Source organism: Nannocystis sp. (assembly GCF_016714285.1).
In the GTDB taxonomy this organism is placed as follows: domain Bacteria; phylum Myxococcota_A; class Polyangia; order Nannocystales; family Nannocystaceae; genus Nannocystis.
In genome coordinates this window covers 253,951-267,803 of the sequence record NZ_JADJNN010000004.1, presented here as the reverse complement: position 1 = coordinate 267,803, position 13,853 = coordinate 253,951, and the positions used below count along the sequence as shown (strand labels likewise).

8 protein-coding genes are annotated in these 13,853 nt (G+C 72.7%); 2 read left to right on the top strand and 6 right to left on the bottom strand.

Features of this window, described 5'->3' with window-relative positions; all coding sequences use genetic code 11:
* Nucleotides 1–38 precede the first annotated feature (38 nt).
* From IPJ59_RS12085 to IPJ59_RS12070, 4 genes are all read right to left on the bottom strand, one after another.
* Nucleotides 39–1,778: a SulP family inorganic anion transporter gene (locus IPJ59_RS12085; RefSeq protein ID WP_293271670.1), complete on the bottom strand. Its 1,740-nt coding sequence runs from the start codon at nt 1,776–1,778 to the stop codon at nt 39–41.
* Nucleotides 1,779–1,846: 68 nt separating this feature from the next.
* Nucleotides 1,847–2,227 (bottom strand): hypothetical protein, encoded by a 381-nt coding sequence (locus tag IPJ59_RS12080; RefSeq protein ID WP_293271669.1) that lies wholly within the window; start codon nt 2,225–2,227, stop codon nt 1,847–1,849.
* Between the two features lie 86 nt (nt 2,228–2,313).
* Complete coding sequence (xseA, locus tag IPJ59_RS12075) at nt 2,314–3,789, bottom strand: exodeoxyribonuclease VII large subunit (protein ID WP_293271667.1); 1,476 nt, start codon at nt 3,787–3,789, stop codon at nt 2,314–2,316.
* Nucleotides 3,790–3,943: 154 nt separating this feature from the next.
* On the bottom strand, nt 3,944–6,340 hold the full coding sequence (locus IPJ59_RS12070; protein WP_293271665.1) for a hypothetical protein: 2,397 nt from the start codon (nt 6,338–6,340) through the stop codon (nt 3,944–3,946).
* A gap of 173 nt (nt 6,341–6,513) precedes the next feature.
* Between IPJ59_RS12070 and IPJ59_RS12065 the strand changes: the two genes are divergently transcribed.
* Together IPJ59_RS12065 and IPJ59_RS12060 are read left to right on the top strand one after the other, a co-directional pair.
* A complete protein-coding gene (locus tag IPJ59_RS12065) occupies nt 6,514–8,565 on the top strand; it encodes a M61 family metallopeptidase (protein WP_293271663.1) in 2,052 nt (683 codons plus the stop codon).
* A gap of 150 nt (nt 8,566–8,715) precedes the next feature.
* Nucleotides 8,716–9,489 (top strand): hypothetical protein, encoded by a 774-nt coding sequence (locus IPJ59_RS12060; protein ID WP_293271661.1) that lies wholly within the window; start codon nt 8,716–8,718, stop codon nt 9,487–9,489.
* Between the two features lie 16 nt (nt 9,490–9,505).
* On the opposite strand, the gene IPJ59_RS12055 is transcribed toward IPJ59_RS12060, so the two are convergent.
* Both IPJ59_RS12055 and IPJ59_RS12050 read right to left on the bottom strand, forming a co-directional pair.
* Nucleotides 9,506–12,217: an MMPL family transporter gene (locus IPJ59_RS12055; protein WP_293271659.1), complete on the bottom strand. Its 2,712-nt coding sequence runs from the start codon at nt 12,215–12,217 to the stop codon at nt 9,506–9,508.
* A gap of 130 nt (nt 12,218–12,347) precedes the next feature.
* Entirely contained in the window at nt 12,348–13,766 is a 1,419-nt protein-coding gene (locus tag IPJ59_RS12050; protein WP_293271657.1) for a hypothetical protein, read from the bottom strand.
* Between the last annotated feature and the right edge of the window lie 87 nt (nt 13,767–13,853).

The window sequence follows — 13,853 nt, the reverse complement described above, 5'->3', positions numbered from 1 at the left end:
CCCGGGAGCCGCCCTGTGGGCTCGTTCGGAGGGCAAAATTACGGCGGCCCGGGCGCCGTGAGGCGTCCGGGCCGGTGGGGTTGCAAGTCTTGCGGGCCTTGGTGGGCTCGCGGGAGATCGGCCGGGTAATGCCCAGGTCGGGCCGGGCCCGGGGCCCGGGTCAGGTGGGGAGCCGGCGGGCCGCGGTGGGGTCGTGCGAGTAGGGCACGTGGTGTTCGAGGCCGATGACCTTGAAGCTGCGGCCGGCGGCGGCGAAGTCGGTGGTCAGCTCGCGGAGGTACTGCATGACGCTGTGGTCGACCAGGCGGGCGCCGCTGAGGTCGACGACGATGCCCTTGCCGGGGTCGACGGCGAAGATGCGGCTCTTGATCCCGAGGTAGTTGCTGAAGATCGCGGCCTTTTGGGACCTCGAGGCGGACGTGGTCGCCCTCGTCGTGGGCGACGATGGCGGGCTTGAACAGGGCGGAGATGGGGGCGCCGCGGACCAGGTGGATGATCATCTTGGTGACGATGCCGGCGATGATGCCGAACAGGAGGTCCTCGACGACGGTGACGACGATCGTGACGAGGAAGATGAACAGCTGCTCCTTGCCGACGTGGAGCATGTGGGCGAACTCTTTGGGCGAGGCGAGGCGGAAGCCGGTGAACACCAGCATGGCGCCGAGGGCCGCGCGCGGGATGTAGTGGAGCACGCCGGGGACCAGGGCGAGGACGCCGAGCAGGAAGATGCCGTGCCAGAAGTTGGCCCAGCGGGTCTTGCCGCCGTTGTTGACGTTGGCGCTGCTGCGGACGATCTCCGAGATCATCGGCAGGCCGCCGACCAGGCCGGCGGCGGTGTTGCCGATGCCGACGGCGAGCAGGTCCTTGTTGAAGTTGCTCTTGCGCTTGTAGGGATCGAGGGTGTCGATGGCCTTGGCGCTGGCGAGCGACTCGATGCTGCCGATCAGGGCGAACAGGATGATGTACTGGATCGAGGCGCTGGTGAGGATGTGGCTGAAGTCGGGGAAGGCGATGGCGTCGCCGATGTTGGCCGGGAGGGTGATGAGCTGCTCGGTGCTGACGATCTTGTGTTCGCTGCCGAACATCATGTAGCTGTGCGTGTGCTCGAGCTCGAAGAAGAGCCCGAGCGGGATGGCGACGGCCAGCACGAGCATGGGCGCCGGGACCTTGCGTGCGAGCTGGTGTTTGATCCGCGGCATCACGATCAGGATGAGCAGGCTGATGCCGCCGATCAGGGCGATCTGCGGGTTCATGTGCGTGAAGCTGTGGGGGATGTCGGCGATGCGGCCGATCGCGGACTTGGCCGCCGAGGTGACGCCGAGGGCGGCGTGGATCTCCTTGGAGATGATCAGGATGCCGATCGCGGCGAGCATGCCGTGCACGGCGGCGGTCGGGAAGAAGTCGGTGAGCTTGCCAGCGCGGACCAGGCCGAACAGGATCTGGAGGACGCCAGCGACGGTGACGACGGCGAGCGCGGCCAGGTAGGGGTTGCTGACGGTGGGGTCGGCGCGCAGGGCCTCGATGCAGCCGGCGGCGATCGGGATGAGGCCGGCGGCGGGGCCCTTGATCGTGATCGGGGCGCCCGAGAAGAAGCTGACGATGACGCCGCCGATGATCGCGGTGAAGAGGCCGGCGACCGGAGGGAAGCCGCTGGCCATCGAGATGCCGATGCACAGCGGGAGGGCGATCAGGAACACGAGGAAGCCGGAGATGAGGTCGGCGCGGAGGTTCTCCGTGAAGCCGGCGAGGCCGTCCTTGGGGACTTTGAGGTTGTTCATGGGGCTTTCGAGGGGCACAGACGAGAGGACGAAGCACCTGTCTGTTGGGACAGATGATGGTGGGACCTCTAGATCTGCGCGGGGGGACCCCTCGAGCTCCGGGGCTGCCAGGTGACGCTGCCGAGGGCCGCGGGCGGGCCGCGGATCCTGTGCACGCCGGCGATGCCGGGGGCGAGGATGGCGAGGCCCGGGCGTGGGCCGTGGGCGAGCTCGTCATCTTCCTCGGCGCTGCGCGGGTCCTCGCTCGACTCCTCGACCACGGCCGGGCCGGGGACGGGGAGGCCGACGGCCTCGGCGTGGGCCGGTCTGGCGGCGAGCTCGGCGATGCTGGCCGCGAGCTCCGGGAGGCCGCTGCGTTCGCCGCGGGATGCGGCGCCCAGCAGGCACACGCACGCCGCCACGAGCAGCATTCGCAGCGCCGCGAACCACCGGCGGCATCCCCGGTCCATGGGTTGCGAGTATATGGCCGGGGGTCAGGCGTTCAAGCGGGTTGTTACGCGAATGAGGCGTCGCGTTTTTGCCGAGGCGTGACCGATCACTCGGTGCGGGCCAGGACACGTGTCCGCAGGGCGCCGCGGGAGAGGTGGAGGTCGAGCTCGTCGCCGGGCTGGACCTGGTCGGCGTCGCGGACGATGCGGGCCTGGGCGTCGCGGACCACCGTGTAGCCGCGGGCCAGCACGGCGAGCGGGCTGAGCGCGTGCAGGGTGCTGGCGGCGGTGGCCAGGCGGAGGCGGGCGGCGGCGGGGAGCTGGGAGCCGCGCTGGGAGAGGGCGAGGAGGGCGTTGGCGAGGCGGCGGCGGTCGAGGTCGAGGCGGTGGCGGGGGTGTTGCTGGTGGAGGCGGGCGAGGAGGGCGGCGAGGCGCTTGCGGTCGAGGTCGAGGCGGTGGCGGGGGTGTTGCTGGTGGAGGCGGGCGAGGAGGGCGGCGAGGCGGCGGCGGGTCAGGCCGAGGCGGTGGCGGGGGTGGTGCTGGTGGAGGCGGGCGAGGAGGGCGGCGAGGCGCTTGCGGTCGAGGTCGAGGCGGCGGCGGGGGTGGAGGGCCTCGAGGCGGGCGAGGAGGGCGGCGAGGCGGCGGCGGGGCGGGAGGAAGACGCGGCGGGCGAGGGCGTGGAGGCGGTGGGTGGCGCGCTCGCGGCGGCTCTGTTCGTTGAGGAGGCGGCGGTGGGCGGCCAGGCCGAGGCGGCGGCGCAGCTGGGCGAACTGGGCGAGGCAGGCGTCGCGGTCGGGGACGACGAGCTCGGCGGCGTGCGAGGGGGTGGCGGCGCGCAGGTCGGCGACGAGGTCGCAGATCGTGGTGTCGACCTCGTGACCGACGGCGGACACGACTGGGACGCGGCAGGCGGCGACGGCCCGGGCGACGGCCTCGTCGTTGAAGGCCCAGAGGTCCTCGCTGGCTCCGCCGCCGCGGCCGAGGATGATGACCTCGACGCCGGGCATGGCCTGCAGGCGGGTGAGGGCGCGGACGATGCTGGCCGGGGCGTCGTCGCCCTGGACCTGGGCCGGGGCGAGCAGGATGCGGACCGGGCAGCGGCGGCGGGCGACCTTGAGGATGTCGTGGATGGCGGCGCCGGTGGCTGATGTGACGACGCCGATGACCCGGGGCCAGCGCGGCAGGGGCCGCTTGCGTTCGCGGGCGAACAGGCCCTCGGCGGCGAGGCGGGCCTTGAGCTGCTCGAGCTGGAGGAGGAGGGCGCCCTGGCCGGCGGGTTCGGCCCGTTCGGCGTAGAGCTGGAACTTGCCCTGGGCGGCGTAGATACCGGGGCGGCCGTAGACGCGGACGCGCTGGCCGTCGTGGAGCTGGAAGCGGAGGCGGACGAGGGCGGAGCGCCACATCGCGACCGGGAGGAGGGCCTCGGGGTCGCGGAGGGTGAAGTAGGCGTGGCCGGAGCTGACGATGCGGAGGTTGGTGACCTCGCCCTCGACGTGGACGCCGTTGAAGTTGTGTTCGATGCAGCGGTGGGCGCGGTTGACGAGCTCGGCGACGGTGTAGATCTTCGGCGCGGGCGTCGCCACGGCGGGGCTTATACCACTCGTCCGGCGCCGGTGTGGAGCTTCGGCGTGGTCGTGGCGGGGCTGATGGCACGCAGCGGGCGACGGCTTTGGCGTCGCCCGTGGCGGGGCTGATGGTACGCAGCGGGCGCCGGCTTTGGCGTCGCGGTGGCGGGACTCACCACACCGTGACGGGGCCGAGCTCGGCGAACTCGTGGTTGCTGCCCGGGAAGTGGACGGCGAGCTCGGGGTCGTCGGTGGTGGGGAACGAGATCTTGTAGTTGCTCGACTCGCTGCGGCGCAGGCCGAGCACGACCTCGTGGGCGCCGGGGAGGACCTCGAGCATGGGCACGGCGACGGTGAAGCGGTGGAGGATGTAGTCGCCGGCGCGCCAGTGCTGCGCGGGGTAGAGGCCCTCGGCGAGCTCGTGGGGCATGGGGTTGATGCGTGAGAGGCGGCCCTGCTGGAGGCGGAAGTAGAGCTTGCTGCCGGCGATCAGTGGCTTGAGGACGTGGAGGGCGACCTCGAGGGTGGTCTCGCGGCCGCGGACGATCGGCTCGTGCCACTGCCAGCCGAGGACCTCGACGAAGTCTTCGAAGCGGACCAGGGTGCTGTGGGCGAGCTCGGGCGGCGCGTCGCGGAGGACGCGGAGGATCGGGTTGGCGTCGACGGCGCCGGGCGGGAGGGTGTTGGCGAGGAGGACGATGTCGCGGTTGCTGGCGTCGAGGACGTACAGCGGCCAGCCGTCGGCGCGGGCCTGCTCGTGGAGCGAGGCGAGCTCGCTGCGGCGGACCAGGGCGGCGGCGGGCGCCTGTCCCTTGAGCCAGGTGAGTATGCTGTCGCGGGAGGCGAGGGCGCTGCGTCCGGCGGCGGGTGGGCCGTAGAGGGCGACGCCGGGGTCGCTGATGCGGTGGATCGCGAGCGGGCTGATGAGCGCGCCGGCGTCGCGCCAGGCGGCGTAGCGGGTGAGCGGGCGGTGGAGCGAGAGCAGCTCGGAGGTGCGGGGCAGCAGGCTGTGGCCGTAGCGCAGGGCCTGGTGGGCGAGGGTGGCGAGCAGGAGGGCGACGGGGAGCCAGGGCGGGAGGCGGGCCTGGAGGCGCTGGAGGCGGGTCTGCGCGCCTGATGGTGGGACCGGGCGGCGGGTCAGGACGGCGAGGAGGACGGCGAGGGCGGCGAGCTGGGCGAGCTGGGCGAGGAGGTCGGGGGCGGCGAGCTCTTTGGCGGGGTAGTTGTGCTCGCTCTGGGTGTGGACGAGGACGGCGCCGATCGATCCGGGGGTGCGGCGGGCGTCCTTGGCGAGGATGAGGCCGCCGGCGAGGGCGAGGGCGAGGCCGAGGCGGCGGGTGGCGGTGGACGTGCTGGGGGCGAGGAGGTGCTCGACGGCGGCGGCGCAGACGAGGGCGGCGGGGACGATGAGCGGGAGCGGGGTCGGGCCGTAGCGCAGCGACCAGGCGCTGACGAGGACGAGGCCGGCGAGCAGCCACAGCGCCGGCCAGCGGGCGCGACCGGGGTGGAGCAGGCCGACGACGAGCAAGGGCAGCCAGGGGAACAGCTGGTTGCTGAGCTCCTGCAGGCTGGCCGCGAAGTCGCGGTAGTAGGGGCGCGCGGCCAGCGGGAGGTCGCGGGCGGCGGCGAGGGCGGGGATCCAGCCGTCGCCCTGGTGGTAGGCGAGGGCGAGGAGCAGGCCGACGACGCCGAGGATCGCGGCGGCGAGCAGGGCGGCGAGCCAGCGTGGCGGGTGCTGAACGAGGGCTGGCGCTTGGGACAGGTCGGCTGGCTGTTGGGACAGGTTGGCTGGCGCTTGGGACAGGTCGGTTGGCTGTTTGGACAGGTCGGTGGAGGCTGGCTGTTGGGACAGGTTGGCTGGCGCTTGGGACAGGTCGGGCGGGCTCGGGCGGCGGGGCCAGGCGAGGGCGATGGCGAGGAGCGGGAGGAGGACGCCGAGGAGCAGGCCGGCGCTGAGGAGGGCGAGGGCGAGGGTGGCGAGGGTGGCGAGGGCGAGGGCGAGGGCGGTGCTGCGGCGGGGGCTGGTGAGGGCGGCGGCGCCGAGGAGGGCGGCCGTGGTGGCTGCGAGCTCGCCGATCGGGTTGCCGAGGGCGAGGCGGGCCTGGCTCTGGAGCACGGGGAAGGCGAGGGCGAAGCCGCCGGCGAGGAGGGCGAAGCGGGGTGCGGCGCCGAGGCGGCGGGCGAGCAGGACGGCGAGGCCGACCAGGAGGGCGGCGGCGAGGGCACCCGGGAGGCGGATCGCGGCGGGGTCGCCGGTGAGGGCGAGGGCCTGCGTCCGCAGGGCGTCGGGGAGGATCGGGGCGCGCTCGAGGCCGCCGAGAGCTGCGCCGAGGGCGGCCTGGGCGCGCTGGAGCACGCTGATCTCGCCGGTCGACCACAGGCCGTGGGCGCGGTAGCCCGGGACTGTGATGGCGAGGGCGACGAGGGTGGCGAGGGCGGCGAGGGGGGCTGCGGCGCCGAGGCGGGTGAGGCCGGTGGTGGCGCCGTGGCTGGTGGCGAGCTCGGTGGTGGGGCCGGTCGTGGTGGCGCCGTGGTGGCCGTTCGGGGGCGGTGTCGGGGGCGGGGCCACGGGGCGGGCGAGCTTATCAGCAGTCGGTGTGGCGAGCGGTCGCGGACTGGCGCGACGGCTCACGCGCTGGCGATGCTGGCGGCGTGGGGAGCTCGCGGGGCTTCGTGGGCTCCAGGCCAGCGGCTGCGGGGCGCTACACGGGGGTGCGAGGCTTCCGGTATGCTGGCCGCGATATGCAGCCCAAGGCCTGGAAGCGTTGTGTCTGGTTGGTGGCGGCGTTGCTCGGGGCGCCGGTGCCGGCGCAGGCGCAGGTGGCCGGCGGGGCGCCTGCAGCTGGGCCTGCGACTGGGCCTGCGACTGCGCCGGCGAGCAAGGCGGCGGCGTTCCAGTACCGGGTGGCGATGGACGACCCGGAGCGCCACGAGTTTGCGCTTGAGCTGGGCTTCTCGGACATCCCGGGGAACAGCGTCGACCTGCAGCTGCCGAAGTGGAACCCGGGGGCGTATCGGCTGACGGAGGCGCACCGCAACCTGCGTGGGGTGGTGGTCGAGACGCCGGCGGGCAAGCCGGTGCCGGTGGTGAAGGTCGACGAGATCACGTGGCGGGTGAGCCACGCGGGGCAGCCGTTCCGCGTGAAGTACCGGGTGTACCGCGGGAGCTACAACGGCATCGCGGGGGCCTACCTGGACGACGAGTTCGGGTTCTGGAACGGGGTGTATCTGTTCCTGTACGCGGTCGGGCACAAGGACCGGCCGATCGATCTGAAGATCGAGGACGCGCCGGGGCAGGGGGCGCAGGTGATCACGGCGCTGCCGCGGTCGGGGTCCAGCAAGAGCTACCGGGCGGCCAACTACGACGTGCTGGTGGACTCGCCGGTGCACGCGGGCAAGGTGGACCTGATCCCGTTCGCGGTCGGCAAGACCAAGTTTCGCGTGGCGATGGCGGGGATCGGGAACTACAGCGAGAAGAAGATCATCGCCGACCTGACGAAGATCGCCCAGGCGACCTTCGCGGTGTTCGGCGACGGGCCCGACGCGGTGCCCTTCGACGACTACACGTTCATCTACCACCTGCGCCCGGGCAACCGCGCTGGGCTCGAGCACCTGAACTCGACGGTGATCGGGGCGGAGCCGTTCGTGTTCAGCGAGCCGGAGGGCTACCGGAGCCTGCTGCGGCTGTCGGCGCACGAGCTGTTCCACGCGTGGAACGTGAAGCGGATCCGGCCGACGGTGCTGGGGCCCTTCGCGTACGAGCGCGAGGTCCACACGAGCATGCTGTGGTTCTCGGAGGGCTTCACCCGCTACTACGGCTGGGTGCTGCTGGCGCGGGCGGGGCTCAGCGACGAGGCGGACGCGCTGAGCTACCTGGCGGAGACGATCCGCAAGCTGCAGGAGTCGCCGGGGCGCAAGACGATGACGGTCGAGCAGGCCAGCTGGGAGACCTGGCTGAAGCCGGAGGACGCGGGCAACAGCTACGTCGACTACTACGGGAAGGGCATGCTGATCGCGGCGGTGCTGGACCTCGAGATCCGGCGAATCTCTGGCGGGCAGCGCAGCGTCGACACGGTGATGCGCGAGCTGTGGGCGCGGCACCTGCGGCTCGGCACGGGGCTCGGGCCGGCGGAGCTCGAGCAGATCTTCGTGTCGCAGGGCGGGGCGGCGGGCACCGAGATCTCGGACCTGTTTCGCCGCTACGTGCACGGCTTCGACGAGATCGACTACAACCGCCACCTCGGGCTGGCGGGCTACCGCGTCGAGCAGTCGCAGGGCGAGTCCGGGGGGGACATCGAGGCGACGATCACGGAGCGGCCGGGGGACCTCGCGGCGGTGCTCGACCTGGTGCGCGCGGACGGGCCGGCGGAGAAGGCGGGGCTCAGCAACGGCGACGTGCTGGTGGCGATCGACGGGCTCAAGGTCACGGCCAGGGACGCGCCGAAGCAGATCAAGGCGATGGCCGGGGGCAGCAAGCACACCTTCACGCTGCTGCGCGGGCCGCGAATGTTGACGAAGACGGTGGTGCCGGTGACGGCCGCGGTGACGCAGTACAAGGTCAGCTCGCTGGCGAGTGTCAGCTACGAGCAGAAGTTGACGCGGCAGGCGTGGCTCGGCTTCGTCGCGCAGACGGCCGCGGCGCCCGGGTCGAACGACCAGCTGCGCGAGGCGGCGCTGCGGCTGTTCACGACCGACCCGACGGTGGTCGAGGACGCGGCGCCGACGACCACGCCGGCGAGCGGGGCGAAGGGCAAGAAGACGAAGAAGGCGAAGAAGCCGGCGAAGGCGCAGTAGGCGGTGAAGTGGTCGGGGCAGTCACTGCAGTGGTCGGGGCCGTCGTCGGTGGCGAGAGGGGGCGTGATGCGGTTGTGTCTGCGCTTGTTGGGGCTCCTGGGATCGCTTTGCGGCTGTTTCGTCGATCCGGGGAGCGTGACGGTCGGCGCGGTGGGCAGCACGAGCGCGAGCACCGGGGGGGGCAGCTCGAGCAGTGGCGGGCCGGTGGTGACGGGGACGGGCGGGACGAGCGGCGGGCCGGAGCCGACCTCGACGGTGACGCTGAGCAGCGGTGAGGTGGTGAGCACGAGCGACGTGATGGCCACGACGGGCACGACGGTCACGGCGGGGACGACGGCGACGACGGGCGGCGCGGAGGGCAGCACCGGTGGGACCAGCGGTGGCATCCCGGAGCTGCCGGTGCCGGGCTGTACGCCGCTGTTCTATACCGACTTCTCCGAGGACCCGGCGAGCGTGCTCAATCTCTCGGGATCATGGGCCTGGAACCAGAAGTCGGGGACCGTGACCGCGGGGACCGACAAGGGGCAGAGCACCTTTGCGAGCACGATGGAGAGCTGGGCCGACGCCACGGCGTACACGCGGGTGCGGGTGACGGCGGGCTTTGCGACGCTGCGGCTGCGGACCAGCGAGGCGCTGCCCGGGTTCTCCTACTACTACGCGACGATGCATCCGGCGCAGGACCTGCAGCTTGGCCGGGTGGTCGGGGGGCAGGTGGCGGGGCTGGACAACACGCCGTTCGCGGTCGATGTGCAGGCCTGGTACACGCTGTCGTTGCGGGTGCACGGGACGGGGCTGCAGGCCGCGGTCGACGGCCAGGCGATGCTGATGGCGCAGGACGACCAGCTGATGAGCGGGACCGCGTCGATCGGCGGCTACGGGGTCGGGCTGGCGGAGTTCGACTGGTTCCTGGTGTGCGCGAACTGAGGCGCCAGTCTCGGGGTCAGCGGCGGCGCGCGGTCAGCCACTCGCTGATGCGCAGGGCGGAGGGGACGACCAGCAGCGAGCTGATGAGGCAGAAGGTCATGCCGATGCAGGCGGTCCAGCCGAGCGAGCGCAGGCCCTGGTGCTGGACGAAGAGCATGCTGGAGAAGCCGATGACGGTGGTGAGGGTGGTGAGGAACACGGCGCCGCCGGTCTCGCGGAGGACGAAGCGGAGGCTGCCGGGGCCCTCCTCGCGGTAGCGGTGGATGATGTGGAGGCTGTCGTCCTGGCCCATGCCGATGAGCAGGGGGAGGGCGATGAGGTTGAAGAGGTTGAGCTTCCAGCCGAGCAGGACGAACAGGCCGGCGAGCCAGAGCAGGGCGAGGACGACGGTGAGCAGGACGAACAGCGTCTGGCCGACGCGGCGGAACATGAGGAAGGCGGTGAGGATGAGGACGCCGAACACGGCGCTGATGACGAGGGGGCCGTCGCCGGCGATGGTGTCGACGATCTCGGGGATGACGTAGTAGTTGGCGACGGCGGGGACCGGGCCGCGGCTGGTGTCCAGGGTGTCGAAGGCCTCGTGGATGCGCTTGGCGTGGACGTAGTCGGCGGTGGGGCCGACGTGCCAGAGGGCGACGAAGCGGCCGACCTGGCCGTCCATGTCGGTGAACTGGACGCGGACCCAGGCGGGCAGGTCGGCGACCTCGACCGGGCGATCGACCTCGAGGTAGCGGTCCCAGGTGGCGAGCTTGCGGGTGTCGTCGTCGCTGAGGGAGCCGCGCTTCTTGTCGATGCGGCTGCGGATGTCGCGGATGACCGCGAGCTTCTCGGCCTGCAGCTCGGGGATGAAGGTGTAGATCGAGAGGACGCTGGCGAGCAGGTCGTCCATCTCGCGCAGGCGCTCGGGGGCGTAGTGCGCGAGGGCGGCGCGGGTCTCGGGGGCGAGCTGGGCGTGGTCGTCGGCGACGCGGGCGAGCTCGATGAAGCGGGGGTCGTCGGGTTCGACCTCGAACTCGAGGTCGTCGGGGTCGTCGTCGGCGACGTGCGGGGCGGGCCTCGGGGCGGGCTTGGGCGGCGGCGGGCCTTCGTCCTGCGTGAGCTGGGGGAGGCCGGTGATGGCGGCGATCTCGTCGTGGCGGAGCTCGTGGATCGCCTGGAGTTGGCGGTGCAGCTCGCGGGTCTGGGCGAGGTCCTCGGTGAGGACGACGGTGGGGTCGGTCGACTGGACCTTGCCGACGGCGCCGCGGAACTCGCGGGTGCGGGCCAGCTCGGCCTCCGTGCGGTCGTCGGGGACGTCGAGCTTGTTGAGGTCGTACTCGAAGCCGATCTTCGCGGTCTGGGTGGCCCCGAGGACGCCGAGGCCGAGGCAGGCGGCGAGCACGGTGAGGGCGAGCGCGGGGACGGGGCGCGGGTCGCTGCGCTTGAAGCTGCCGGCGGGGGGCTTGCTGCGGACCTTCCATGGCCACACGGCGTCGAGCACGAGCACGAGGGCGGGCAGCACGACGATCGCGGCGAGGTAGGCGACGAGGATGCCGACGAAGGCGACGACGCCGAATTGGGTGAAGCCGCGGAACTCGGCGAGCGCGAGCAGGAGGAAGGAGAAGGCGGTGCTGAGGGCGCCGCCGGCCGTCGACACGCCGGTGGTGGCGATCGTGGTGGCGATGGCCTGGCGGTGCGAGCTGCCGCGGGCGAGCTCGTCGCGGTGGCGGGCGAGCATGTGGGTGCCGAAGTCGATGCCGAGGCCGAGCTGGACGGCGAAGATGAAGGCGCTGACGAGGTTCAGTTCGCCGTAGACGGCGGCGGCGAAGGCGAGGGCGGTGAAGGCGGAGATGAGCAGCGGGGTGAGGACCAGGGGCACCGCTCGCAGGCCGCGGAAGTAGGCGGCGACGGTCAGCAGGAGCAGGGCGAAGGCGACGAGGCTGCCGTTGATGATGTCGCGCTGGAGGTCGCTGGCGAGGCGGGTGTGGAGGGCGTAGCTGCCGTCGATCTGGACGTCCATCGCCGGGTGGTGGGCGGCGGGGTCGGTGGCGGCGATGACCGCGTTGACGTCGGCGAACAGGCCGCGGGCGCGGGCGATGTCGGTGTTGGGGTAGGTCGGGCGGGCGCGGACGACGAGCACGCGGCCCTCGTCGGCCTCGAAGTAGGCGGGGGGCTCGTCCTCGAGGTGGTAGCGGCGGCGCAGCTCGGTCTCGTCGAGGTGGAGCTCGGTGTCGGCGAGCGGGGGCTCGTCCTCGGGGAAGGCGCTGAGCTCGCGACGGACGCGGGCCTGGATCGCCGCGATGACGCGGGCGCGGATCTCGAGCAGGTCGCCGAGCTTGGCGTAGAGGAGGGCGTTCTGCTTGAAGAAGCTCGGGTCGCGGTGGAACAGGACGTAGCGCATGTCGTCGCGCTGCTCGAGGGCGGCGGCGAGCTTGCTGCCGAAGGCGATGTTGGCGGCGCGCGAGGGGCTGCGGATCGTGACGTAGAGGTCGGACTGGTTGCCGAGGCGGGCGGCGGCGGCGTCGAGGCGGACCACGCTGGGGGCGTGGTCGGGGAGCATGGCGCGCAGCTCCTGGTTGATGCCGAGGCGGCGCGCGCCCTGGAAGGCGAGGACGCCGAGCAGCAGCGCGAGGACGACGATGAGCGCGGGGCGGCCCGTGATGAAGCCCGTGATGAAGCCGGTGAAGCCAGTGAGGCGGGCACCTGGGCCGCGGTGCGGGTGCTGCGGGTCAGGCTGCGGGTCGGGCATGCGCGAGGGGTCTTATACCAGGGCGCGCGGTGGGCCGGGCGGGTCGGGCACGCGCGGGGGTCGCTTGGCAGGGAGCTGTCTGCGGGGACAGGTTAGCTGTCCGCAGGGACAGGTGGGATCAGCGGGGGGATCAGGGGCCGGGGGCGAGCTGGACGCGGGTGGCGGCGAGGGTGGCGGCGCCGCTGACCCCGGGGACGTCGACGGGCGGCGCGAGGGTGTCGCCCTGCAGGCGGGCGTGGCGGAGCTTGCCGCCGGCGGTGTAGAGGATCTCGAGGTCGGCGCCGGTGGCCCCGGGGACCAGCAGCGGCGGGGTGGTGGCGGAGGGCGGGAGCTCGACGGTCTGGGGGGCGTCCCAGACGTCGAAGTCGGCGGCGAGGGCGAGGTAGATGCCGTCGTTGTCGAAGCCGCGCCAGGCGAGGGCGTGGCGGCCGTCGGCGAGGCGGGCGAGGCTGATCGCGGAGCCGGTGATGGCGTCGGGGTGGACCAGAGCTTCCTTCGTCCAGGCGTTCTGCGGGGTGAGCAGCTTGATCACGGCGAGCTTGCCGTCGGCCTTGCGGACGTAGGCGACGAGCAGGTCGGCTTGCGGATCGACGAGGCCGACGGGCGAGCCGACGACGCCGGCCGGGGGGGCGGCTTGCGAGGCGACCCAGGCAGCGTCGGGCGCGGGCTTGCTGCTGTAGTAGATGCGGGCGTCGTCGCCGGTGTAGACGGCGTAGGTCTCGGCCTGGCCGGGGATGACGACGGCGGCGCTGGGACCGAAGGCCTGGATGTCGAGCTTGCCGGCGGGGATCTTGGCGAAGGGGGCCCAGGCGTCGCCGCTGAAGAGGGCGCTGTAGTGCTTGTTGTCGGTGCCGAGGAAGGCGAGGGTGACGGTGTCGGCGACGGCGGCGAGGCTCGGGCCGTCGCTGGCGATGCCGAAGGCGCCCACCTTGGTGAACATCGGGAACAGGGCGGCGTCGCCGGGGCTCCAGCGCGAGAACCACAGCTCGTCGTCCTCGGCCGGCACGGCGCTGGTGCGGCGGATCGCCGCGAGCGCGCCGGTCGGGGTGGCCTCGAGCTCGGCGCTGGCGAGGGCCATGGTCGTGGGCTCGCTGGTCCAGCCGAGCTCGGGGTCGTAGAGGAGGGCGAGCGCGGGCTTGCTGGCGAGGCCGGCGAGGACCAGGAGGGCGGTGCCGGGGTGACAGTCGGCGAGGCAGGCGTCGTCGTCGCTCTGGTTGCCGTCGTCGCAGAACTCGCCGCGATCGATCACGCCGTCGCCGCAGGCCGCGGGGGTGCCGGTGGTGTTGGCGGTGGTGTTGGCGGTGGTGCTGGCGTCCGTGGTGGTGTTGGCGTCGCTGGTGCTGGGGTTCGTGGTGGTGGTGCTGGTGCCGGGGTCGTCGGTGGTCGGGAGCTCGGTCGAGCTGTTGGTGCCGAAGCTGTCCGGGCCGGGGCCGCCGGAGGTGGGGGGGCCGGACTCGAAGCCCGTGGTGGTGGCGCTGGTGGCCTCGCCGCCGGTGCTGCAGGCGAGGGGGAGGGCCAGCAGGGGCGCGAGCAGGCGAGGGCGCGGCATCGGGGCGATCTTCTCGCCGATCGCGGGGGGTTTGGCCAGGGCGAACGCGCGCCGGTGATCGCGCTATGGTGGGCGGATGTCGGGGCG

Excerpts from the sequence above, each read along its gene's own strand:
- IPJ59_RS12085 (WP_293271670.1), bottom strand. The coding sequence starts at position 1,778 with ATGAACAACCTCAAAGTCCCCAAGGACGGCCTCGCCGGCTTCACGGAG.
- IPJ59_RS12080 (WP_293271669.1), bottom strand. The coding sequence starts at position 2,227 with ATGGACCGGGGATGCCGCCGGTGGTTCGCGGCGCTGCGAATGCTGCTC.
- IPJ59_RS12065 (WP_293271663.1), top strand. The coding sequence starts at position 6,514 with ATGCAGCCCAAGGCCTGGAAGCGTTGTGTCTGGTTGGTGGCGGCGTTG.
- IPJ59_RS12055 (WP_293271659.1), bottom strand. The coding sequence starts at position 12,217 with ATGCCCGACCCGCAGCCTGACCCGCAGCACCCGCACCGCGGCCCAGGT.
- IPJ59_RS12050 (WP_293271657.1), bottom strand. The coding sequence starts at position 13,766 with ATGCCGCGCCCTCGCCTGCTCGCGCCCCTGCTGGCCCTCCCCCTCGCC.